The sequence below is a fragment of the Verrucomicrobiota bacterium genome (genome assembly GCA_016200005.1).
Lineage (GTDB): Bacteria > Verrucomicrobiota > Verrucomicrobiia > Limisphaerales > PALSA-1396 > PALSA-1396.
The window spans coordinates 12,137-32,503 of the sequence record JACQFP010000014.1; the positions used below are offsets into that span (position 1 = coordinate 12,137).

The window sequence follows — 20,367 nt, forward strand, 5'->3', positions numbered from 1 at the left end:
GCGCCGCCGCAAATGAATCCCTTTGCCAAGGCGCCACGCGAAGCCAAGCCGGAGAAGCAGACCCAGCTTATTTGGAATCGTAAATCTCGTTTCCCGTCTCCGCAACCTCGCGGGGTTTTTCTTCCATCCTCTTTTTCATCGCCTCTTCCTCGGCGACCCACTGCTGAGAAGGGGTGTCTTGAATTCAGCTTCTCCGCTCCTCTAACGGCATCAGGTGCTCGCTATAGATTTAAGCTATGGCCGGCATACCAACAAAGTATTGGGAAGCTTTGACACAAGACGGCACAGTTAGATCGGTGGGAAAGGCGGAGCGCAAACAGCGAGATGAATTTGACCGCGGAAGACAGCCGGCCGCATCGGCGGCAGGATCAATGGGAGGTGGCGTCGGGGCGGTTAGACCCTGACGATCTGGCCAGGTTCGAAGGAGAGGGTGGCCCGGAAGCTCCTGAACACGCTGCGCCTGAACCGCAGGAATTAATTAATGAACCAAAGCAAAAACTGAAGTTATCATGTCACGATCTCTAAAATCTTTCGGCGACTTGTCTTTGAAAGTGGTCCCGGTGGACACTATCGACAACCGGGACGTTGCGTTACAGTTCCTGGCCTCGAGCCCGCAAGCGAGATCCCTCGCCGCGACGATTCCTTTTGAGCGGACCATGGAACGTCGCGGCGATCGTTTTGCGGAGACTCATGGATGGCGTCATGGAGGAATAAACGAATGATCGCCAGATGTTGAAGGACTGGTGAGCATAATTGAAACTGTAAATCATGAACCGCTGCATAACCGCAGCGGAAAGATCTATGAATGTATTACTGCAAAACAAAAGCACGTTGAATTATGTAAAGGGCCTTTCTGGTTGGACGACGAAACACGAGAACGCGCGCGTGTTTGAAACGGGGCTTGAGGCTCTTTTTTTCTGCTTCAACCGCCATATTACCAACATGCAGGTTCTGGGCGAATTTGCTGACGCGCGAATGAATTTCACTTTTCCGGTGAGTGACCTCAGGGGTGACTAATCCACAAACCCGGCCCGCCACGTTGAGGGCCAGGTCACGAACACCGCAAATGGAAATGGAATCATGAATACCTTAGCACATTGGAATCAGTTCAAAGTACTGGAAGCCCTGCGTAACAGTCTGGGCAGCCTTTTCGGCCGTCCCCAGGTCCCCAAGCCCGAGGGCCACGAGGAACCCTTGCGGGTGGCCGAATGGACCCCGCTGGTGGACATCAGCGAAGATGCCCAGGAGTACCTGATCAAAGCCGAGTTGCCCGAAGTGAGGAAAGAGGACGTGAAAATCACTATGGAAGAGGGCACGCTGACCATCTCGGGCGACCGCAAATACGAAAAGGCGGAAAACGGCAAGAAGTATCACCGCGTCGAACGCGCCTACGGCAGCTTTGGTCGCAGCTTCTCACTCCCCGATGACGCCAGTCCCGCCAAAGTCACCTCTGACTTCAAAGACGGCGTGCTCAAAGTGCATCTGGCCAAGAACAAGAAGGCCAGACCCCAGCAAGTCGAGGTCAGCGTCTCCTGACGGACAAAGCGCAGGGCCGGGCGAGTTCGCCCGGACCTTGCGCAAGGGCCGAAATTCAAACCACAAACAAAAATGAAAATGAAAAAATGCAAATGAAAACACAATCAATCAAAGATCAAAGCCTCACGAAGGTTGACCGCATGACTCCGTTCGCCTTTCAGGCCCCGGCAGCGCGGCAAGTGTCCCTGGCGGGCGACTTCAACAATTGGGACCCCAAAGCCGGGCCGATGCGCAGAGGCCCCGGCGGCGTGTGGCATTTGAGTGTGGCCCTCAAGCCGGGCCGTTACGAATACCGGTTCTTCGCGGACCAAGTGTGGTGCGACGATCCCGCCGCTCTGCAGAAGGCAGGGAATTCGCTGGGCACCGAAAACTGTGTGCGCATCGTCTGATCGGCACGCCGTTACGATCCATCCGCCGGGGGAGCCTGGCTCTCCCGGGCGGCGGCGGATACCACGCAAGGAAAGTCAGCAAAATGCAAAATAGAAAACAAGAACGTGAGAGTTAAGAGAGAACTGTTGCCCCGCCTATGCGCACACTGAAGCTCATTTTCCAGACAATCATCCAACTCGTCAAACAGGCCTGGTTGCTTTCCCAATCGGTCGTGATTGCCGTCCAGCAAAGACGGCGGCAGGTTGTTGTGAACGAACTTGAAGTCGAACGCCTCGACCGGATACGCAACCCGTCGAAATACCTTGGGAAGTGATTTTGTCCGTCGGACCGGGAACAAGAACTGCGTCCGCGAAAATAGACCATCATGAACTGACTGAATGAGGATTTAACCACTCGCGATGAAACAGAGATACAGCTTAGGCCACAGCATGAATTTCAAAGACTCGCTCTTCAAGAGTTCAGGAGACAGTTGAGGATGTCCTTCTGCCCGGGTTGCGTCCGGGACTGTGCCGCAGGCAGCGCCCTGGCGCCGACAAAGATCTCGAAGCAAATGGGTTAAGAGATCATTTGAGCCAGTTGGCGGGAGAGATGCTCGACCACAATAATTATATTCTCCACACGATCCGCGTTTTCAAGAACAACAGACCAATCAAACTTGAGATCTGGATTGAAATCGGAGCGACTAAAACGAACGGCCTATCCCATTCAGGCGGTGGCGGCGCGAATTTCGCGAATTAACGCGAAGGCGAGTGTATGGCAGAAGGCGTGCGTGCGGAATATTGAAGCGATGAACCGTTAGTCCAACGGGGCACGGTCCTGAGTCCAGATCGTCAAGTTTGTCAGGTCTCGCGGTCGCCGGGATAATACTCCAGCGAGTGCAAACCCCACCACGAACATCAAGAGGTTGCTGACCAATCCGGTGTAATAGGAGTCGAACCGGCTTTCCAGTACGCGGGAAAAACTGGCGGGAAGCCAGCCCAGCCCGGCGAACGAAATGACTGCCGAGAAGCCGGCGGCGAACACGATGCCCAACAGCACGGCTCGTTCATCGCCACGAGTGGTGAAGAAGCCGAGGAGATACAACCCCAGCAAGCCACCCGCGATGATGGACGTAAACTCGGTATAGAAATGCTGGAGCGTTCTGGCCTCCGAATGCGCCAGCACAATTGCACCGCCCAGCATGATGATCGAACTGCCCAGCGTGGTAAGCTTGGCCACGCGAACGTAGTGACCGTCGTTCCGGCCGGCGGCGAGGTGCCGCCGATAAATGTCCGTGACAATTACCGCGGAAATGGAATTCATCGCCGAGGACATGCTCGACATGGCCGCCGCCAGCACCGCCGCCACCACGATTCCGGAAAAGCCCGCGGGCAGTTGCGTCGTGACAAAGTAAGGCAGCACCTCCTCCGCCCGGCGCGCGCCCGACAACATGTCGGCGACTTGCGGGTCAGGAAAAATCTTGTAGAACACATATAAGCCGGTGCCGACAAACATGAAGTAGCCCCAGGTTGGCAGGCAGATCCAGCAACTGATCCACAGCGCCTGGCGCGCGTCGCGGGTGGATTTCGCCGCGCAGTATTTTTGCACCACCTCCTGGTTGGTTGTGTATTCGCCCAACCACTGGAAGACACCCACCAACACCAGCATCAGCACCGTCTTGTGGCTCAACGCGAAGTCCCATGGCGCGGGATGCAGCCGACCGTCCGCCGGGTCCAAGTCGCCCAGCATGAACTTGCCGTCATCGGAAGCCACCGAGATAAGCTGGCCCAACCCGCCGGGCAGTTTGAGCAGGATGACACCCAGGATCAGCAACCCGCCCGCCGTCAGAATCACGGATTGGACGAAGTCCGTCCAGATGACCGCTTCAATGCCGCCGACCACGGTGTAGTACGCCGTGATCGCGCCGCCCACCACGATGCACGACGTCACATTCCAACCGGTGATGTAATGCACCAGCAACGAAACCAGATATTGGATGAGGCTGATGCGCATCAGTTGCGCAATGATGAACACGCTCGCCCCATAAACCCGCACGCGCGGTCCGAAGCGGCTTTCAAGGTATTCAAATACGGACGTGATCCTCGCGCGGCGGAACATCGGCAGAAACCAGCGAGCCACAATGAACACCCCCACCGGCAGCGTCAGGCAGATGAGGTAGCGTAGATAAGCCGTTTTGAAAGCGTCCGCCGGATAGCCGACAAACGTGATGGAACTGATCGCCGCGCCGAACAGCGAGACGCCCAACAGCCAGCCGGGATACGCCCGTCCACCGACAAAGTATTGCTCCGTGGTGCGGCTGCGTCGGCGGAAATACCAACCCATGCCGGCCATCGCGGCGAAATAGAGTGCGATGACCGTGAAATCAATGGCGCGAATCTGGTTCATCGAATCAGAGTGATGAGCTTGTTGAGAAGGTCACCAACCTCAACCGGAACTTTGCAGTGGTTCTGGGAGCGCTCCCGACGAAGCCCTCTTCGCCAGGCCGCGCAGACCTTCAAGCATGCGGGGTCGGCTCAATGGGCGAACATCCCTCACGATTGCCTCACGCATGGCCTGGCCGCGTTCGGTCTGCTGCGGATACGACATGAACTGCAACTCAATGCCGAGTCGCTGTGCGGCGCGCAAGGCGATGAGCGGCCAGACCACGCCCAAGTCACCGATGATCGCCAGACTGCCCTCGTGTCGGGCGAAGCCGGACATCTCCATGCGGAACGGCACCTTGAACAACTTGGTCTTGGGCAGACCGGCCGCGATGGCTTCCTGCACGGCACCGCCTTCACGCTCAATCTGCCAGACCCGTTCAAGCGCCGGGTCGAGGTCGATGCGAATAAGGCTCTTGCCCGCCAGGCTGTAACTGAAATGTTCCTGCCAGGCCGACCACATGCCGTGACCGGTATAAGTCTCGAATGGTCCATCGTGAATCTCCTGAGTCAACGCTACGCCCGATTCGATGATCACATCGGCCTCGTCCAGCATCCGTGCGAGCCGCGTGGCGCGCTCGGTGAGGCTGAGGCTGTCGCCAATGCATAACCCGACCATGCCGCCGCCGATGAGTTGCGGGATGGTCACCAGAACCGGCAGATTCTGCTTTGCGCCGATGCCAATCATCGTGCGTTCGTCGGCGCCCAGCCCGGCAATTTCTTCGAACGACGCGCCGCGGCTCCGCGCGAGTGTCAGAATTTCATTCGAGAGATGCTCCAACCACAGGCCCATGGGATAGCCGAGGTTGCCCGCCGCTTTGATGAGGGTCTTGCCCGGCGCGGTCTTCAATTTTTCCATCAGTTGCTCGTCGATGGGCAGCGATTGCTTGATTTCGTTCAAGCTTTGGTCGTCGAGCAAAGTAAGTTCAAACTCGCCTCCGAGAGGCAGCAACTTCGACGGAACGCCGACCGCCGCACCCGAACACCGTTTGACTTTGTCCAGTGTCCCACCCATTTCGTGCGCCACCACCGCCGAGCTGGTGGTCACGGCATCGACGAGCCCGACGCGCATCAACTCCGCAATCAGCGTGGTCACACCTTCGTGCAGGTTCGGCCCGCTGCCGGTAACCACCGCCACCTTGCCGCCACGCTCTTTCGCCGCGACGATCTTATCCACGGTTTGCTGGACGCGCGCGCGCGTCACGTCGTCCAGGTCTTTTTCGAGGGCGATCAGAGCGTTGGTATCAATCGACATGGTTTCATCCTTACTTGATGGCATGGCTCAGTTCAATCCGCGCTCGTGTAGCATGGCCTCGGCGCGCGCTAAATCCTGCTCCGTATCCACGCTGAAACCGCAGAAGGCGTGATCACGGCACTTCGTCTCGATGACTCGCAGACGGAAGCCGTGCTCCAGCACCCGCAGTTGTTCGAGCGACTCGGTCACCTCCAGTGGAGTGGGCGGAAGGTGCGCAAGTTTTTGCAGAAAATCACCGCGATAAACGTAAAGCCCAACGTGTTCGTAAACCGCGTGCGCGCCGGCGTGGCGCGGGTTGGGGATCAGTGAGCGCGAGAAATAAAGCGCGTGGCCCGCCAGATCCACGACGACCTTGACCACAGCCGGGTCGGCGAGGTCCTCGGATCGGGCAATGGGATGCATCAGCGTCGCCATCGGCAACGCCGGATCATCGAGCAGCGGCTGCACCGCTTCGTCAATCATCACGGGATCGAGAAACGGCTGGTCGCCCTGGAGGTTGACGACGATATCCGCGTCCATCTGCCGCACCGCCTCCGCCAGACGATCCGTGCCGCTGGGATGTTTTGGTGAGGTCATGATCGCCTTTCCGCCGAACGCTTCGACGGCGCGCGCGATGCGTTCATCATCCGTCGCCACGCACACCGAGTCCAGACTGCGCGCGAGCAGCGCCCGCTCATGGACGCGCTGAACCATCGGCTTGCCAAGAATCAGCTTCAGCGCCTTGCCGGGCAATCGCGTCGAGCCGTAACGGGCGGGGATGATGCCAACGACTTTATGCGGCATGATGGCTCGTGGGTAGTGGACGCATGGTGTGTTACAATTTTCTCAAGTTCACGATGAGCCATCTTTCATTCTCCCCCCATTGACAGTCAAGCCAACGGATGATCGGTGAGGACACAAGCGGCTGTTTGGGTTGACCCGGCGTTCGCGCACCGTACTCTGCAAATGTTATGAATCACCAAAGACTTTTCCGTGTTTGGCCACCGATAATCCGTAGCGAGGAAATCTTTCCATCCACATGAATCGTTAGGCTCACAACTATCACCAGATATCGCACATGAATATCCCAGGACCTGGCGAAGTCACTAAACGCAATTTCAATGAGCACCACAGCAAGCTTATTTCAGGGTGACTGTGGACGTATCATGACTTGGGCGGGGTTGATCGCCTTGTGCTTGCCTTTATTGGCAGTGATTTCGAAGGCTTGAGGGACGGACTCGATTCCGGAGAGGACGTGCGTGATGGTCGGTTTCAATTGGATGCGACCGGTGGCAACCAGCCGGACGGTATGTTCGAGGTGCGCCTGGGTGCTGATGTCCGGAAACACGTAACGGAGACTGCGCTCGCGCAAGAGATCGACGTTCAGTTGCAACGGGCCGCCGAACCAGGAAACGCCCACGAGCTTCCCTCCAGAGCGCACCGCCTCAATCGCCTGGAGGAGTGTCTGGTGGCCGGCCAGTCCTTGTTTCGGACTGCCGCCCGCGCACTCGAAGACCACATCAGCGCCGTTTCCGCCGGTCAGTTCACGGATCGCCGGGATGACATCACAAGTGCGGGCGTTCAGGGCGTGGTCCGCGCCGAGTTCGCGGGAGACCTGACACACCTCGTCACGCACATCCACGGTGATGACCAAGCCCGCGCCACTGAGGCGCGCGACCTGCAAGCACTCCAGACCCATGCTGCCCTGACCGAGAATCACCACCGCGTCTCCAATTCGCAGTTGTGCCGTCTCCACCGCGACCACGCTGTCGCTCAGGGATTGCAGGCACGCCGCTTCGCTATCGGAGATCCGGTCGTCCACCTTCACGAGGGCAATCTCCGGCAGCGACGCCACTTCGGAGAAACAACCAGGTAGGTCGAATCCGATGACTGGGCCTTTGCGGCAGAGTTGGCTGCGCTCGGAGCGGCAGAGCGGGCACTCGCCGCAAGGCAGCTTGGCCCGCGCCGCGACACGGTCACCGGGACGAAACCGGCTCGCACCATTGGTTTCAAGAACGCGGGCGCAGAACTCGTGTCCAAAAAGCTGGACGGGAGCTTCAGTTTCAAGGCGGCGTTTGATGCGGTCGAAGGCCAGTGTCGGGATTCCGCACGCAAGTTGTGCTTCCGTGACGCTCGGCTGCACACAGAGCGGTTCAACCAAAACGATTCCCGGCGAACAGACGGGTTCGGGAACGTCGTCGAGCCGCATGTCGTTGAATCCGTAAAAACGCCAGGCTTTCATCGTTTGGTTTTCCGACGGACAAATTTTTGCAACGTGTGGCACGAGCGCGGTACCAAGCCGCGGTTGCCACCGGCCGACATGGTAACTTCCGCCACATAGATGTCACCGCGCGAATCGACACAGATTCCGTGCGGCGCGAAGAAGTCTCCCGGAGCACAGGGGTTTTCGCCGCCGCCCCAGCGCGCCTGGAGTTCGCCGTGCGTGTCGAAGATGCTCACCCGCCCGCCCGATGCGTTTGGCGTGGGATGTCGTCCTTCTCCCTCTCCCTGCGAAGCGGGGAGAGGGTCGGGGAGAGGGGTTCCACTTTGGTTTTCAACGGCCCTCCTCTCCCCATCCCTCTCCGCCCTCGAGAGAGGAGAGGGAGAAGTCACCGCTGAATCCCTCGGCGAGTTCCTCCCTTCAACCACAACGGGCCACATCCCCGCGCGAAAGCCCAACTCGGCGATGTACACATTCTCCGCACCGTCGATGAAGACCTGACATGGACGCGCGACATCGGTCCATTCGGAAAGGAACGTGCCGTCGGGCGCGAAGAGTTGGATGCGGCTGTTCTCGCGGTCGGCTACGTACACCGTCCCTTGCCGATCCACGGCGATACCGTGAGGCACGTGAAACTGGCCGGGGCCGTTCCCCGGCTCGCCACAAGAGAAGAGCAGCCGACCGCCGGGCGCGAACTTGTGCACTCTCGCGTTGCCGTAGCCATCGCTGATGTAAATATCTCCTTCAGGTGAAAGCGCCACGTTGGTCGGGTAATGGAACGGCGGCCCGACACGAAGGATGGTGCGGTAGTCCACACTGGTTGCGCCGGTGTCCGAGGGCTTGCCGCTCGTACCCAGCGTCAGCAACAGTCTGCCGTCGGGGGTAAACTTGCGGACGGTGTGGTCGAGGTCGTCGGTGCAATAGACGGCGTCGTCCGGCCCGATGAAAATCCCGTGAGGCCGGGCGAACAATCCCTCGCCCCATGAACGCAAGAACGTGCCGTCCCGGTTGAAGATCATGACGGGGTGCTCGCTTCGATTGAAGACATAGACACGATCCTGCGCGTCGGTGGCCACCGCCACCACTTCCGTCCAACTCCATCCACTCGGCAACTTCGCCCAGTGGTCATTGGCCTCGTAGCCAAATTCAAGACAAGACTTCGTTGCGGTCTTAACAGTCATGGCTTGTTTCTTACGCAGACAAGTTTTTCCTAGCCGCAGGAGGGAGCCAAGAAAGCAAACGCCTGTTGCGGCAACACAAGGACGATAAAAGAATAACGCCGCGCAAGGCGAGTGTAAGTTTTCAGCAGGCGATGACACATAACTTGCTCGGAATTGTAGCTGGAATTGAAGCTTGGTTTCTCTGGCGTTCTGCGGTAAGTTGGTGGCCATGAATGAATGCCTGACCGACTTGGACCTCTTGGAACTGTCTCAAGGTTCGCTCGCTTCGTTTGAGCAGCGGCTCGCGACGATTCCCAAACAACTCTGCGCGCCGTTTCATGAGGAGGCGCGCCAGCTCGAAATCGAATTGCTCACGGTTTACCGCGTGGTTGTCCTGTGTACAAAGCGCGAGGAGGACTTGGAGCGGGTGAGCAAATGGTGGGCAACGATGGTGCGGGTCTGCGACGACTTCGCCGTTCGATTGGGCGGGCTGGTGCAAGCGCACCCGGCGTGCGGAGCCGAGCAGTACTACGACCGGGTGCTGGAATTACGCAGCAAATGCCTTCGTCTCCAGAAGATGCACAGTTGAGCGGCGTTCCCACCGAATGCATCCCTCAACTGGCCGGTCTCTACGACCGCTTCGCAAATGCTCTCGATCCGTTCGCGCCGGAGCGAGATCTCTTTAATCCGCGTCACTCGTCATGACCAGTTTTCTCTACACGGCGCGGACAGCGTCTGGGGGCACTCTCACCGACCGAATCGAAGCCGAAAGCCTAGATGCTGCGCTTCTGGCTCTCGAACATGAAGGTCTTCGCGAAATCCTTTTTCACACCGATGAATTCGCCGAAGCAACTCTTGCGATGGCGAAAAAGGAAGTGTCTCCGCACCTTCTGACTCGACCAATAACACCTCAACAGGAACGTAAGTCTCGCCAACTGGGAGGGACGTGGGGGCTGATTTGGTTTGGCTGGAAGCGGGAATGGCATTACTGGTTTCCCTTGCTGTTATGGAACAGTTACAGCTTCTACCACGGTCGTCCATTCGGTGATTTTGCTTGGCTAGGCTTTGCTCTGAGTGGTCTGTTTCTTGTGGCATTTATATTCATGCGACTTCCCGGCATCGCGTACAACCAACTCATTGAGGCAACTGTGTGGCACCGCGGCCAGGCCGTTAAGCGTTGGGTTGAGCTTCTGCGCAGCTTCAAGCGATTTTTCAACGTCGGAGTTCCAGAAATGGAGTTGGATTGCCGTATAGCTACGGTTATGGCCAGGGATGGAGACTTGGATCGAGCTTTGGCAATTTTTCAGAAACACGAGGTCAATTCAGTCGGGAGAGCCTATTACTTCTGTCGCCAGGCGGAAATCTACGGTGCGGCCAAAGAATACCAGAAAATGGTTGAGTGTCGCTTGAAAGCTATGGAGGAGAGCCGCGGCGGTCAGAATGAGACTGTTGATTATGCACTCGGACTGGTCCGGCGACTCCACGATGCGACAGCGGCCCAACAGGTTTTGGCGCGCGTTTCTGAGCAGCGCTTAACCGACATCGGTCATGCCTATCTGCATTATTGTCGAGGCTTGATTGCGCTGGAGCAAAAGCATGCTTCCCTCGCAGAGTCCGAGTTTCGGGCTGCGCTCCTCAAGAACGCCGCCTACGAAATGAATCCATTGGCTTCGGGCATGTTGAAAGAAGTGAAGGCATTTTTGAGCATCGCCTTGGCCCAACAAGGTAATTTCGAAGAGGCGCGCAAGTTATTCGCGGACGCTTCCCCGTTACTGAATGCGCGAAGGGAAACGGAACTTCTGGCGCGTTGTGAATCTGCCTTGGGGATGCGATAACGTGACAGGTTTACCCATGTTGCCCGCTCACGTCGTCCAAGCTAAGAACGGCCCCACCGAAAACCTCCGTTGTCACGCAACTCGCCGCCAATGAGCGCAGTTCGTGTCGAAGACAACGCGAGGAATCCCATTCACGATTCGTGCAGGAGGTCGTCCACGAACGCTTCACGCTGAGCTTCAGACATTGCGTCCCAGTCCAGACCTTTTGCCTTCGCGAGCCGGCGCATGTCCTGTTCGCCCTCGCGGGCCGCGGTCTGCCACCACTGATCGCGCTCGGCATTGAGTTCCATTAGGACGCGCTGTTTGCTTTGTCGGGGAAGTTGCTTTACCAACTGGAGCACCTGTTCATCGGTCATGCTGATATTGTGACGCAGAATCGCCCTCGACTCAACCTTCCTTTTCGCGGCCTTTAAGGGTCCGCATCACTTCCCGGCCAACTGCGGATGAAACCCCTGGCTCTTGACGCGGATGCGGTAGAGGCTCTTGTCAATGGTAACGTAGAGCCGGTTGCTTTCGTCACCGATGCCGAATTCCACGTTGGCGGGGATGCCTTTCCAGTCCTCGAAAAGCCCGCTCTGGTTGGTCGGCCCGGTCGGAAGAAACGCCAACTCCTTGCCGGTGCGATCAATTACAAGAATGCCAGGACGGGCCAGGCTGCGGACAGCAATGTAGATATTTCCCTGCGTATCGACCCGCATGCCATCACCACCATTTTCCTTGCCGAAATCCACAAGAGTCTTGCGCGGTCCATTTACCTTTCCCTCGTTGTCGAGCGGAAAAGCATAAATCTTCATCGCCCCGCGCTTCGGTTCGGGATCGTTTGGGGAAAGCCGGTTGCCGCCGTTGTTGTGATCAATGAGATAAAGCGTCCGCTGGTCCGGGCTGAGGGCGAGGCCGTTTGGTTTCTCTACTTCGCGAGTGATCTCGATGACGCTCCCATCCTTCTCGATGCGATACACGGCCTCGATGGGCAATTCGCGCGGCTCGGTGCCACCGTAGCGAGGGTCGGTGAAATAGATTCTCCCTTTGAGGTCCACGCAAAGGTCGTTCGGGGAATTGAATCGCTTTCCCTGATAGCGATCAGCGACGACCACGCTCTGACCGGTCTTGAGATTCCAGCGCCTGATTGAACGGCTGCCTCCGTCGGCACCGTCAGCGGAGAGTATGTTTCCATTCTCGTCAAAGGTCAGCCCGTTTGACTTGCCAGAGTTGTCGGTGAACACGGTGGTCTTACGGGTCCGCGGGTCGAAACGGAGGATCATGCCGTTGTCTTTGCCGAAGGGCATGTCCGTGAAATAAATGCTACCGTCCGGCGCGACTGCGGGACCTTCGGTCAGGCCGCTGTTGAGTTTCACCTGTCGGGTGTGAACCAATTCCAGTTCGGCGTCCTTGGGGAAGATCGGATTCTCGGCCGGTTCAGCCACCGTTGCTGCAACGCTGGCCATCACCACCAGACAGCCAGTGAGAAGTGCGGGTGTAATTTGATTTGATTTGTTCATGCTAATATCTCCTTTACGATTCGAGCTTCGTTCACGCCGGTCAGTTTTTCTTTCAGCCCGTGCTCCTCGACAAACAGTTCGTCATGCCGCAACCCCATCAAGTGTAGCAGGGTGGCATGCCAGTCCGGAACGCTGACGCGATTCTCGACGGCAGCCAGGCCGAGTTCATCCGTCGAGCCATACGTCGTGCCGCCTCTCACGCCGCCACCGGCGAGCCAGGAACAAAAGGCGTTCTTGTTGTGATCGCGTCCGGCTTTTTTTTCGTCCTTGTCCGCAGGCAGTTGGGCGATGGGCAGCCGGCCAAACTCACCGCCCCAAATCACCAGCGTCTCTTCCAGCAGTCCGCGCTGCTTCAAATCCTGAAGCAGCGCGGCAATCGGCAGGTCGGTGCGATCGCAGGCGGCCTTCATATCTTTCGCCAGACCCGTGTGGTTGTCCCAGATTTGTGCGTTGATGTAGAGCTGCACAAAGCGGACGCCGCGCTCCACCAGTCTCCGGGCAAACAAGCAACGTCGGCCGTAGGAGTCGGTCGGCTCGCGACCGATTCCATACATCTCCAGTGTCTGCGGGCTTTCCTGGGAAATGTCCAAGGCGTCGGTTGCCGACACTTGCATGCGGGCGGCCAGTTCGTAACTGGCGATGCGGGCGTCGAGGTTTGGTTGGCCGGGCCGTTGCCGCTTGTGCAGGTGGTCGAGCCGGTTCAGCAGGTCGCGTTGCATCTGGACAATTTCCGGGGGATCGTCGGTTTCGGGCCGCAGGTTGAGAACCGGCGAACCGGTGGAGCGGAAACGCGTGCCCTGATAGAGCGGCGGCAGGAATCCCGCCTGCCAGTTCTCCACTCCGTTTACCGGCAATCCCAGTGGATCGTCGAGCACGACGTAGGCCGGGAGATTCTGGCACTCGCTCCCCAAGCCGTACACCACCCACGAGCCGAACGTCGGATGCCCGGTGATCATACTCCCGGTTTGAATAAGATACACCGCCGGCTCGTGCGTAATGTTCGTGGTGTAGAGGGAGCGAATGAGCGCGATTTTATCGACATGCCGCGTCAGGTGAGGCAGCGCGTCCGACACCCACATACCGCACTGGCCGTGCTGCGCAAACTTGAACGGACTGCGCATAAGCGCGCCGGCGTCCTTGATGTTCTCGATCTCGCCCGCAATCTTGCTGGAATACGGTTCGCCGTGGTGCGCGTCGAGGGCGGGCTTGGGATCGAACAAATCCATCTGGCTCGGACCACCATTCATGAACAGGTGGATCACGGACTTCGCCTTGGCCGGAATGTGCGGCGGCCGAGGACTTAAATCTGAAACGACTCGCTTCTCGTCCGCCAAAAGATTCTGACCGAACAGGTGCAAGAGGGCGGCGCCTTGAATGCCGGCGCCCACGTGTTTGAAGAAACTCCGTCGGGTGAGCGGTCGCGAATTTGTAAGCAAGGTTTCGATTCGCATGAGTTGCCTCAATCAATATACAGGAACACGGCTGAATTCATTACTGTGTGGCAGAGCGTCGTCAACGCCTTTCGTGTGGCTTCTACCTCGGATGGCTTGCCCGCAGTCGCCAAGTTCTTGGTCCATTGCTCCGTCAATCTCGTCAGCATTTGCAGACAGGCTTGTCTTTCCTCGGCGCTGGGAGGCCGGCTGAGTGAGGTCCAATAGATTCGTTGCACCTGCTGAGTCGGTTCATCTCCTGCAATACGAAGCACCTGATCCGCGAATTGTGCGGCCATCTCTCTCACCGCCGTGTCATTGAGAAGATGCAGGGCTTGCGGTGCGACCAGTGATTCACTCCGTTGCAAACAATTCGGATTCATGGCAGGCATATCGAAACTCTCCAGCAACGAAGGCGGCTGCTTGCGAAGCTGCTGCACATAGACGCTGCGGCGCTTACCGGACAAGACCAATCCATCCGGGCGCGCTTTGACCGGCTCGGCTGGACCAAAGCGAGTTTCATCAAGCTGGCCTGCGACCCACAGTAGCGAATCGCGCAGTTCCTCCGCCTCCATCCGGCGCAGCGGCATCCGCGATAACAGACGATTGCCCGGATCGAACTGTTCCTGTCGCGGCGTGACTGTTGAGGATTGTCTATAGGTACTGGAGGTCATCATCAACCGGTGCATCGCTTTCACGCTCCAGCCTTGGCTGACAAATTCCCGGGCCAGCCAATCGAGGAGTTCCGGGTAGGTTGGCTTGTCTCCCATCTTTCCGAAATTGCCGAGACTGCGAACGAGGCCCTGACCAAAGTGGTGGCTCCAAATTCGATTGACCATAACTCGCGCGGTCAACGGATTATCGGGCTGAGTGAGCCAGCGTGCTAAGGCGAGACGCCGGCCAGTGGATGTCGCACCCGGCCAAGGCGGCTTGATCTCGAATGGCGTCCGGCCATCGGTCAGTACCGCGGGCACACCAGGCTGGACCGGCTGACCGGCGTTGAGGTAGTTACCCCGGCGATAGAGATACGTCTGGGAAGATGCTCCCCGATCCCAGAGGGCCATGATGCGCGGCTCGGGCTGCCGCCGGGCTTCGAGTTCCTTGATTTGCTTGTCGGTGTTGGTCGTTTGGGGAGCGGCCTTCAGCGCGGCTATCTTTTCTTGAATCTCGCCGTTGTGTTTTTGCCAACGTTGTCGTTCGGCAGTGGTGACGTAGGGCAGGTAGCGTTCGCCGAGTCCCGCGCTGACCGCGCCACCAAAGCCGTTAAGCTCCGGCTTGAGCCAGTCATGTTCGTCGTAGGCCCCTTTGAAAATCGCCAGCAGGCGGTAATAATCGCGCTGCGGAATCGGATCAAATTTGTGATTGTGACAACGGGCGCACTTGAACGTCAGGCCCATCACGCCCGAGCCGAGCACATCGATCGCATCGGCCATGACTTCGAGCCGGTCGGGGACGAAGCCGGTCAAGTTCGCCCACGTCGGGTCGGGGGGCCATGCGCAGGAAGGCGGTCGCGACCAGGTTGTCCTCGATCTCCTGAGTGATCTCCGTCGCGTGCTCGTAATCCGCCAACTCGTCGCCCGCGAGTTGTTCGAGAAGAAAGCGGTCGTACCGTTTGTCCGCGTTGAAAGAGCGAATCACGTAATCGCGGTAGCGCCAGGCGAAGGGTCGGGGAAGGTGCTGCTCGCGCCGCCCTTCGCAATCGGCGTAGCCAGCGACATCCAGCCAGTGTCTTCCCCAGCGCTCACCGTAACGTGGTGACGCGAGCAGCCGATCAATCAGCTTGTCGTAGGCGTCCGGGCTTTTGTCTCCTAGGAACGCTTCGGCATCGGACGGTTCCGGCGGTAATCCGGTCAAATCAAACGTAGCCCGGCGCAGCAGCACGAGACGATCTGCTTCGGGCGACAGCGACAAACCTTTCTCCTCCAACTTCTGGAGCACGAAGGCATCTATGGGATTGCGAACCCGGTTTGAATGCGACACGCGGGGAATCTCCACCGCTTGCGGTGGACGAAAAGACCAAAACTCCCGATCTTCTTTGTGGATGAGTGGATCAGCGAGTGTGCCCGCCACATCGGGTTCATCGGGAACTTCCGGCGCTCCAAGCTCAATCCAGCGGGTAAGCTTCTTGAGCTCGTCGGATTCCATCGGTTTTACCATTGCTTCGATCAGGCGCGGCTGGGGAGGGCACTCTCCGGCACGAACGCGTTTGAGCATCAGACTCTCCTCCGGCTTGCCGGGAATGAGGGCCGGCCCGGACTTGCCTCTGCGCATCATGGACGCGCGATTGCGCAAATCGAGTTCCCCTTCCTGCTTCCGCGCGCCGTGGCAAACCACGCAGCGCAGAAGCAGAATGGGTACGATGTCATGTTGCGTCACGTCGGGCTGGACTGAATTTGGTTCCGCCGCGATCAACATCTCGGCCAGGAACAAGAACGTAAGCGATGAAGACGCCCGAATCATAGTGGTCTCATTCACAACCGGAAAGATCCCAGTAGTGATAGGAGTAAGAGGGTGGTCGCGCTTGGTTTGTTTTCAAGTTATGAGCCATCATTCATTCTCCTCCCATTAACAGTCAAGCCTACGGACGAACGACGTTCAAGAAATGAAACTCCGCGCGAAAGCCACCACCTTTCGGACTGCATGCGTAGAGACCAACTAGCAGCGGCGCACCATCCTCGACGTGCAGATGCGCGATTCTCATCAAACTCCAGTCGGCCTGTGCGTCGGGGGCGAACTCAACGATGAAGTCCGAGGACTCCTTGCGAATCCGCAGGCAGACTTCATTCCGTTCGCACGGAAAATCCTGCACCGACCAGTCCGAGAAGCCGTGGTTTGTTACCACTACACCGAGTCTTGCCGGGCCTTGCGGTTCATATTCGACTGCGGTCTTCAACCAACACAACGGTCCGACCCGGATCATCAACCCGGCCTGGTCGTACTGGTGCGCCGGCTGAAAGCGCACTTTCGTGGTCATCGTGAAATCGCCGGTTATTTTGGTGAAGAGAAAGTGGCCGTTGTCCTTTCGGAATCCATAGTGAGTTTCCTGCCAGAAGTCGGTATCTGCGGCTGGTTGCACCACGAGCACGGGAAGCGACGATTCCACAGTCCAGACTGGTGGTGGATTCAGCCAGCGCAGCCGCGCATCCAGCGAGGGCTGATTGAAACGCTCGTCCAGGATGGTTTTTGATGGATCGTCCGGTCGCACTCCGAAAGAAAAGTTTTCTGGCTTAGCGACTGGGCGACCAGATGGTGGCGGTGATGTACCGTTCTGGTCCGCTCTTCGCGTCCCAAAAGTAATAGATGGTGACAACCTTTCCATCCGGGCGTTGCACGCTGCGCGGATAACCGAGATCGCGGCCGCCGCCGTCGTCGCGCAAGGTGATCGGCTCGTTCCAAATCTTGCCTGCGTCACTGCTGAGACGGGCGAACATTCCGAACGGTTTCGCCCGATGTCCATAGGTCAGACAAAGCCGGCCATCGGCGAGTTTGAGAAGATGCGGCGGATTTCCCTCCCCGGTGTTCGCTACCGGGTCGTCAAGTTGCGACCATGATGCACCGTTGTCCGAAGACTTCCATGCCTCGATCCATGCTTTTCGTTTGCCTTCCTCGGCGCCGCGACGAATCGTGGTCAGAAGTTCGCGGTCGGAAAGGCGCACGGTCGAGGGCATGATCGAATATCCCTTTGGCTCTGGCCCAATGTAGGAAACAAACTGCCACGATTTTCCACCGTCGGTGGTTCGGCCGCAGATCGGCCGCCCTTCGCGGTTGTTCGTTTTGGACGCAGTCAGAAAGACCATGCAATCCTGTTTAACGTTGATGAGGTAATCGGTGCGCGCGGCGATTCCTTTCTGATCGAACAAGGGCAGGCGAAACGGACCTTTCCAACTGTGACCACGGTCGTAGGAATAGTAGAAGCGCGAGATGCCGGTATCGACGCCGGCCATCCGACACGTCATGGCAAAGTCTGGATGGGTGAAATCGATTCCGCCCGGACACTCCACCGGCTCTGGTTCGGTGAATTCGGCCGACACGGTGCCATGACGCATTCCCGCAGTGCCAACCAACACGTGCTGCTTCGCCGGATGTTCGATGGACCAAGTCCTGCCGCCATCCAGACTGCGGGCGAGTACGTGTTCTTCCGGTTTCTCGCGATCAATGTTGTGTCGCTCAGGGCCGAGATCCTTATAATAGCCGGTGCTGAAGCCGACGAGGATCTCATTTCCCCACGACCAGATGCCGTGGTTGGCCGGCCAGCCGCCGAAGCGGCCAGGTTCACGATAGACCATCACGTGTTCGACTGCAGGGGATTTGGTTTGCGCGTCGGCGTTGGTGGTGGCGATTGCGGACAGAACCAGCAACAAAGCGCGCGTCGGAGATTTTCTCAAGAACGGCATCGCTGGCTGAACTCTTGGCTAGGAGCGGGCGGCTTGGCGCTGCTGTCGGCGCAGCGTTCTAAGGTGGGCGTAGCCGACCAGTTTCCGCCGCCGCTCATCCCAGAGCCGAAACGTGAAGGATTTGAAACTGGAGAACAACGTCACGGGCTTCACAGATTGAAACAGCGGCTCGGCCTTATGACATTTTTCCAGATGATAATTCGGAATGCGCGGGCTTAGGTGATGGATGTGGTGGAACCCGATGTTGCCCGAGAACCATTGCAGCAGCTTGGGCAGTTTGTAAAAGGAACTGCCTTGCAAAGCCGCCTTCGCGTAATCCCATTCCTCGCCGCGTTCCCAATAGACTCCATCGAACTGATGCTGCACATAAAACAACCACACGCCCGCCGAACCTGCCACCATCAAAACCGTCAACTGAATGATCAGGTACGCCTTGAGACCGAAAATCCAGATCAACCCCACGGCCATCAAGCCCACCGCCAGATTCGTCAGATACACCGAATAACGCTCACGGATCGGCGCCTTGGGTTTGGGAATCCGGTTGATTCCCAGAAACAGAACCATTGGTGCGATGACAAACAACACCACCGGGTTGCGCGCCAGCCGATACGCGAACCGCCGCCAGCGCGATGACTCCAGATATTCCTGCACCGTCAACGTCCAGATATCGCCCGTGCCGCGCCGGTCCAAATCGCCCGAACTGGAATGGTGGATGGCATGTTCCCAGCGCCAATGATAATACGGCGTGAACGTCAACACCCCGGTGATCGCACCGAGAATGTGATTGGCCTTCTGCGACTTGAAAAATGAACCATGCCCGCAGTCGTGGTGAATGATGAACAGTCGCACCATGAATCCGCCCGCCAGGATGGCCAGCGGGATCACGAGCCAGTAGGACACCGCCAGACAGAGGTACATCAGATACCAGAGGGCGGCATACGGCACGAGCGTGTTGACGATTTGCCAGACGCCGCGAGAGATCGACGGCTTCTGGTAGCGAGCCACTATCTGTTTCCACGCCGAAGTGTTTGTCTGGCCTTCGCTTTTCTTTGAAAGTGAATCCTTCATCATAATTTTGTGTTCTTCAGAATCATCTCGCCCCTTGCAGCCTGGGCCGCGGTTACTCCAAGGAGCGAGCAGATCGGAGTCCGTTCCTGGAAGCGTGCCGTCTGGGTGAGGCTACATCCGAATCGTGAACAGAGCAACACCCAAAGACAAGCAATCTTTTGAATCGATTTGTCCTCAATCGCGGTTTGCAACTGCAAACGTCCCTGCTACAAGTCTTCCGCCCTTTTACCAGGTACGCTTTCGGGCACATTCCCAAAATCAGGACAACGGGTGCACACAAAAATCGGGAGCTCAAAATCTGATGCCTACCTGACCGAAGAATCCTGCAAATTCCCTCAGCAGCGGGGGGGTGACTCCCAGATATCGGGTCCGCAAGTGGCAGTTGACACCGCTCCGATCTTCAACTGCTTCGTAAAATCTCGTTGTCAGATACTTGGTAAATGGCAGCACTTCCGGTCGATGATTTGATTTCAACATCTCCGCCGGGCCTAGCCGCACAATACCGGCCGCAACCAACCTCCAAGGAGCGAGGGCCACCGAGGTCAAACCCTGTTTTTGAGCGTCGAGCGTGCGCTTAATACGACCTGTCCGAAAGCCGCCCGGCGTGATAGCTCATCCAGTGAAGGTCCTTGTCTCCGCGGGCGACCACCGTCGCCGTCACACCGTTAAAAGTGGTATCCACTTTCTTGGCGCGCGCGGTGTTGAGCGAAGCAGACCAAAATAAATTCACCGGTCTTCTTGATGTGCTTGTAAAGGGCGTCCCAAGGCCCGGATTCCGCATTGCCTTCGCCAACCCCGATGTTGCCGGAGATGCTCCGAACCCGTTCGGTCCAACCCCGGCTGCGCTGCACGTTGCTCACGTACTTGTCGGCGGGGCATTTGAAAACATTCCGGTTCTTCCCCAAGTAGTTTCCCAGTTTCGCATACTTGTCGTCGGTCAGAAAAAGGAGGTTCGTGTTGTCGCTGGAAGTGCTCCAGTCCAGCCACCCCACCACCCACGGCGCCGCCCTCGGGTCCGAGGCAATTGATCCCCCGGCGGCTGCGCCGCCATGATAACTCATGACGATGCGGTCGCTGTTGTCGCCGAGGTACATCTGCCAGGCCAGCATGATCTGCCGGGTGTTGTTCATGCACATGATGGCTTGAGCCTTGATTTTTGCCTGGGCCAACGCCGGCAGCA

General features: G+C 57.9%; 19 protein-coding genes and 1 pseudogene. 6 read left to right on the forward strand and 14 right to left on the reverse strand.

What is annotated here, in order from left to right; translation table 11 throughout:
• Window positions 1-768 precede the first annotated feature (768 nt).
• The 4 genes from HY298_04635 to HY298_04650 all read left to right on the forward strand — a co-directional run bounded on the left by HY298_04635 (window position 769) and on the right by HY298_04650 (window position 2,239).
• Entirely contained in the window at window positions 769-1,017 is a 249-nt protein-coding gene (locus tag HY298_04635) for a hypothetical protein (protein ID MBI3849564.1), read from the forward strand.
• 63 nt (window positions 1,018-1,080) lie between these two features.
• On the forward strand, window positions 1,081-1,536 hold the full coding sequence (locus tag HY298_04640) for an Hsp20/alpha crystallin family protein (protein MBI3849565.1): 456 nt from the start codon (window positions 1,081-1,083) through the stop codon (window positions 1,534-1,536).
• Window positions 1,537-1,622: 86 nt separating this feature from the next.
• Window positions 1,623-1,925, forward strand: a complete 303-nt coding sequence (locus tag HY298_04645) for an isoamylase early set domain-containing protein (GenBank protein ID MBI3849566.1) — start codon at window positions 1,623-1,625, stop codon at window positions 1,923-1,925.
• A gap of 137 nt (window positions 1,926-2,062) precedes the next feature.
• Entirely contained in the window at window positions 2,063-2,239 is a 177-nt protein-coding gene (locus tag HY298_04650; GenBank protein ID MBI3849567.1) for a hypothetical protein, read from the forward strand.
• A 482-nt stretch (window positions 2,240-2,721) separates the two neighbouring features.
• Here HY298_04650 and HY298_04655 read toward each other — a convergent pair whose 3' ends face one another.
• The 5 genes and pseudogenes from HY298_04655 to HY298_04675 all read right to left on the reverse strand — a co-directional run bounded on the left by HY298_04655 (window position 2,722) and on the right by HY298_04675 (window position 8,982).
• The gene (locus tag HY298_04655; GenBank protein MBI3849568.1) at window positions 2,722-4,257 is read right to left on the reverse strand and encodes a sodium/solute symporter; all 1,536 of its coding nucleotides are present in this window, start codon (window positions 4,255-4,257) and stop codon (window positions 2,722-2,724) included.
• A 183-nt stretch (window positions 4,258-4,440) separates the two neighbouring features.
• Window positions 4,441-5,601, reverse strand: a pseudogene (locus HY298_04660) (hypothetical protein).
• 27 nt (window positions 5,602-5,628) lie between these two features.
• Window positions 5,629-6,384: a 3-deoxy-manno-octulosonate cytidylyltransferase gene (gene kdsB / locus HY298_04665; protein ID MBI3849569.1), complete on the reverse strand. Its 756-nt coding sequence runs from the start codon at window positions 6,382-6,384 to the stop codon at window positions 5,629-5,631.
• A gap of 340 nt (window positions 6,385-6,724) precedes the next feature.
• Window positions 6,725-7,822, reverse strand: a complete 1,098-nt coding sequence (locus HY298_04670; protein ID MBI3849570.1) for a zinc-binding dehydrogenase — start codon at window positions 7,820-7,822, stop codon at window positions 6,725-6,727.
• Window positions 7,819-8,982 carry a hypothetical protein gene (locus HY298_04675; GenBank protein MBI3849571.1) on the reverse strand — a complete coding sequence of 388 codons (1,164 nt, stop codon included), beginning with the start codon at window positions 8,980-8,982 and terminating at the stop codon, window positions 7,819-7,821. The genes HY298_04670 and HY298_04675 overlap by 4 nt, the downstream gene beginning before the upstream one ends.
• Window positions 8,983-9,190: 208 nt before the next feature.
• Between HY298_04675 and HY298_04680 the strand changes: the two genes are divergently transcribed.
• Together HY298_04680 and HY298_04685 are read left to right on the forward strand one after the other, a co-directional pair.
• Window positions 9,191-9,550, forward strand: a complete 360-nt coding sequence (locus HY298_04680) for a hypothetical protein (protein MBI3849572.1) — start codon at window positions 9,191-9,193, stop codon at window positions 9,548-9,550.
• 112 nt (window positions 9,551-9,662) lie between these two features.
• Window positions 9,663-10,796 (forward strand): hypothetical protein, encoded by a 1,134-nt coding sequence (locus tag HY298_04685; GenBank protein ID MBI3849573.1) that lies wholly within the window; start codon window positions 9,663-9,665, stop codon window positions 10,794-10,796.
• A 131-nt stretch (window positions 10,797-10,927) separates the two neighbouring features.
• Here HY298_04685 and HY298_04690 read toward each other — a convergent pair whose 3' ends face one another.
• From HY298_04690 to HY298_04730, 9 genes are all read right to left on the reverse strand, one after another.
• A complete protein-coding gene (locus HY298_04690; protein ID MBI3849574.1) occupies window positions 10,928-11,152 on the reverse strand; it encodes a hypothetical protein in 225 nt (74 codons plus the stop codon).
• A gap of 66 nt (window positions 11,153-11,218) precedes the next feature.
• Window positions 11,219-12,295: an SMP-30/gluconolactonase/LRE family protein gene (locus tag HY298_04695; GenBank protein MBI3849575.1), complete on the reverse strand. Its 1,077-nt coding sequence runs from the start codon at window positions 12,293-12,295 to the stop codon at window positions 11,219-11,221.
• Window positions 12,292-13,746 (reverse strand): DUF1501 domain-containing protein, encoded by a 1,455-nt coding sequence (locus HY298_04700; GenBank protein MBI3849576.1) that lies wholly within the window; start codon window positions 13,744-13,746, stop codon window positions 12,292-12,294. The genes HY298_04695 and HY298_04700 overlap by 4 nt, the downstream gene beginning before the upstream one ends.
• Window positions 13,747-13,754: 8 nt before the next feature.
• Complete coding sequence (locus HY298_04705; GenBank protein ID MBI3849577.1) at window positions 13,755-15,158, reverse strand: DUF1553 domain-containing protein; 1,404 nt, start codon at window positions 15,156-15,158, stop codon at window positions 13,755-13,757.
• Complete coding sequence (locus tag HY298_04710; GenBank protein MBI3849578.1) at window positions 15,076-16,185, reverse strand: DUF1549 domain-containing protein; 1,110 nt, start codon at window positions 16,183-16,185, stop codon at window positions 15,076-15,078. Before HY298_04710 ends, HY298_04705 begins: the two co-directional genes overlap by 83 nt.
• Window positions 16,186-16,303: 118 nt before the next feature.
• A complete protein-coding gene (locus tag HY298_04715) occupies window positions 16,304-17,044 on the reverse strand; it encodes a DUF1349 domain-containing protein (protein MBI3849579.1) in 741 nt (246 codons plus the stop codon).
• Window positions 16,953-18,119 (reverse strand): exo-alpha-sialidase, encoded by a 1,167-nt coding sequence (locus HY298_04720; protein MBI3849580.1) that lies wholly within the window; start codon window positions 18,117-18,119, stop codon window positions 16,953-16,955. The genes HY298_04715 and HY298_04720 overlap by 92 nt, the downstream gene beginning before the upstream one ends.
• A gap of 18 nt (window positions 18,120-18,137) precedes the next feature.
• Window positions 18,138-19,190, reverse strand: coding sequence for a fatty acid desaturase (locus HY298_04725; protein MBI3849581.1), 1,053 nt, complete (start codon window positions 19,188-19,190; stop codon window positions 18,138-18,140).
• Window positions 19,191-19,852: 662 nt separating this feature from the next.
• Window positions 19,853-20,367 (reverse strand): hypothetical protein (locus HY298_04730; protein ID MBI3849582.1); only part of this gene is annotated, 515 nt, incomplete at its 5' end.

What these genes read in the sequence shown, in the direction of transcription:
- HY298_04700 (MBI3849576.1), bottom strand. Translation starts at nt 13,746, where the DNA reads ATGCGAATCGAAACCTTGCTTACAAATTCGCGACCGCTCACCCGACGG.
- kdsB (MBI3849569.1), bottom strand. Translation starts at nt 6,384, where the DNA reads ATGCCGCATAAAGTCGTTGGCATCATCCCCGCCCGTTACGGCTCGACG.
- HY298_04720 (MBI3849580.1), bottom strand. Translation starts at nt 18,119, where the DNA reads ATGCCGTTCTTGAGAAAATCTCCGACGCGCGCTTTGTTGCTGGTTCTG.
- HY298_04705 (MBI3849577.1), bottom strand. Translation starts at nt 15,158, where the DNA reads ATGGCCGATGCGATCGATGTGCTCGGCTCGGGCGTGATGGGCCTGACG.
- HY298_04645 (MBI3849566.1), top strand. Translation starts at nt 1,623, where the DNA reads ATGCAAATGAAAACACAATCAATCAAAGATCAAAGCCTCACGAAGGTT.
- HY298_04670 (MBI3849570.1), bottom strand. Translation starts at nt 7,822, where the DNA reads ATGAAAGCCTGGCGTTTTTACGGATTCAACGACATGCGGCTCGACGAC.
- HY298_04640 (MBI3849565.1), top strand. Translation starts at nt 1,081, where the DNA reads ATGAATACCTTAGCACATTGGAATCAGTTCAAAGTACTGGAAGCCCTG.
- HY298_04675 (MBI3849571.1), bottom strand. Translation starts at nt 8,982, where the DNA reads ATGACTGTTAAGACCGCAACGAAGTCTTGTCTTGAATTTGGCTACGAG.
- HY298_04655 (MBI3849568.1), bottom strand. Translation starts at nt 4,257, where the DNA reads ATGGCCGGCATGGGTTGGTATTTCCGCCGACGCAGCCGCACCACGGAG.
- HY298_04710 (MBI3849578.1), bottom strand. Translation starts at nt 16,185, where the DNA reads ATGATTCGGGCGTCTTCATCGCTTACGTTCTTGTTCCTGGCCGAGATG.
- HY298_04685 (MBI3849573.1), top strand. Translation starts at nt 9,663, where the DNA reads ATGACCAGTTTTCTCTACACGGCGCGGACAGCGTCTGGGGGCACTCTC.
- HY298_04725 (MBI3849581.1), bottom strand. Translation starts at nt 19,190, where the DNA reads ATGATGAAGGATTCACTTTCAAAGAAAAGCGAAGGCCAGACAAACACT.
- HY298_04635 (MBI3849564.1), top strand. Translation starts at nt 769, where the DNA reads ATGAACCGCTGCATAACCGCAGCGGAAAGATCTATGAATGTATTACTG.
- HY298_04650 (MBI3849567.1), top strand. Translation starts at nt 2,063, where the DNA reads ATGCGCACACTGAAGCTCATTTTCCAGACAATCATCCAACTCGTCAAA.
- HY298_04695 (MBI3849575.1), bottom strand. Translation starts at nt 12,295, where the DNA reads ATGAACAAATCAAATCAAATTACACCCGCACTTCTCACTGGCTGTCTG.
- HY298_04680 (MBI3849572.1), top strand. Translation starts at nt 9,191, where the DNA reads ATGAATGAATGCCTGACCGACTTGGACCTCTTGGAACTGTCTCAAGGT.
- HY298_04690 (MBI3849574.1), bottom strand. Translation starts at nt 11,152, where the DNA reads ATGACCGATGAACAGGTGCTCCAGTTGGTAAAGCAACTTCCCCGACAA.
- HY298_04715 (MBI3849579.1), bottom strand. Translation starts at nt 17,044, where the DNA reads ATGGAAAGGTTGTCACCATCTATTACTTTTGGGACGCGAAGAGCGGAC.